Here is a 1726-nt window from a genome sequence, read left to right on the forward strand (position 1 = left end):
GAAGAAGCCCGGCTTGGGGGTGCGTTCCCTGCGGCTGGAGCGGATGTCGTCCAGGGCCTCATACAGCCGTGCGTGCGTACGGCGCGTGTCGCGGGCCAGGCCGGACACCTCTTGTGCCGCCTGATGGAGTTTCTCGACCTCGACGGCGGCGCCGCCCAGGGCGACGGACACCTGTCCCGTCAGCCCCACGAACTTGCGGTCCAGTTCAGCGTTGGCGATGTCCACGGCCAGGCCCTCGGCTCGCCGGGCGTTCATACGCATGCCGCGCACGAGCGCCTCGAGTTCGCTGCCGGCCATGTCCATGGCCTTGCCCAGCGTCTTGAGCTTGTGCTGGACAGCCTTGTACCGGTTCTCGCCGTCCGTCCATGCGGCAGATGCGCCGCCGGACGGGCGGGGCACGAGGTTGCTGCTCATATCGGGCTCTCCTTTTCCTAGTCGTGGTGAGCGGCGGAGGAGGCGTGTGCGAGGCCTGCCTCGTCCATGGCCCGGATGTCCTCGCCGTAGGTCCGGCCGACCGCGACTGCGGCGATCCGGGCGGCTTCGGAAGCGACTTCGCATTCGGTGGCGCACCGGTCGGCCAGCAGTTTCATGCGGGCGGCGGCGTCGGCGAGGTCGGAGATCTGCTCGGTGACCGCGGTGGCGATGTTGTGGTCGCCGACCAGGTCGGCTGCCATGTCCCGCAGGGCGTCGGCGACCTTGCCGAGCGCGTCGGCCAGGTCCCGGGCGCGGTCCTTGTCGCGTACGGCAGAGATCGTGATATTCGCGATCTCTATCAGGTACTCGCTGAAGGTGATGTCGGTGCGGTGTTTGGCTGCCATGCCGGCCTGGCCCGGCGTGGTCTTCTTGACCTCAGAGGCCACGGGATTCTCCTTGGGGCGGGTGGTGCCGGGGCGCTGGGTGTGGGGCTCCGGGGCGCGGGGAAGGCCTGCCCGGCTCGTGGTGTGCGCCCCGAAGGGGTCGGCCGGATCGTCGACGATGACCGCGTCCCAGATGACTTCCTCAGCCGGTTCGGACTTCGGGGACCGGGCCGGGCCGTCAGGGCGGTCCACCGTGACGTTCAGGTCTTCGGGCCGGAGCCTTGACGGCTCCTCCGCCTGGGGCGGGGTGGTCTCCTCTTCGGGTTTGGTGAAGAAGTCCTTGATCTTTTCCTTGAAGGAGCGGCTGTCGCTGCTGTCGTCCGTGCCCGGCTGGTCGTTGACGTCGTCCGGCCTGGGGCTGTCGTCCGTCCCGGTGCCGTCCTTCGCGGCCTTGTCGTCGGGGCTGTCAGACGGCTTCTCGCCGCCCTTCTTGCCGTCGTCCGGCTCCTTGGTCGCGGCGTCGGCCTTCGGGCCGTCAGAAGACGCCTCAGGGCCGTCCTTGGGCATCTTCTTGGTCGTGGCCTCGGAGTCCTTGGCCTTGTCGCCCTTCGCGGCCTTGTCCTTTTCGGTTCCGCGGCGCTTGTCCCAGCGGCGCTGCGCTTCCTCCGCCACGGCCGCACCGAGGGTGGTGCGGTCGTCTGCGGCCTTGGCGGCCTCCCGCTTCGCCTTCCTCGCGGCCTCCCGCTCGTCTTTCGCCCTGCGGCGTTCCTCGCGCGCCGCCTGGTTGGCGACGCGGTCCTGGTCGCGGTCCTTGCTGCGGTCGGCGAGGTTGGCGGCCTGATTCGCGCTGCGCCGCTGCTGCCGGGCGGCCTGGCGGTCGGCGGCGCGCTCCTGACGGCCGCGGGCTCGTTCGGCCCGGGGGCTGGCGG

General features: G+C 70.5%; 1 protein-coding gene and 1 pseudogene. Both read right to left on the reverse strand.

What is annotated here, in order from left to right; all coding sequences use genetic code 11:
* The coding region (locus GA0115259_RS28550; RefSeq protein ID WP_093602366.1) for a conjugal transfer protein TraB at positions 1–414 on the reverse strand (414 nt) is incomplete at its 3' end.
* Between the two features lie 17 nt (positions 415–431).
* A pseudogene (locus tag GA0115259_RS28555) lies at positions 432–1726 on the reverse strand (ATP/GTP-binding protein); the annotation flags it as partial.

This window comes from Streptomyces sp. MnatMP-M17, from assembly GCF_900091995.1.
GTDB lineage: Bacteria > Actinomycetota > Actinomycetes > Streptomycetales > Streptomycetaceae > Streptomyces.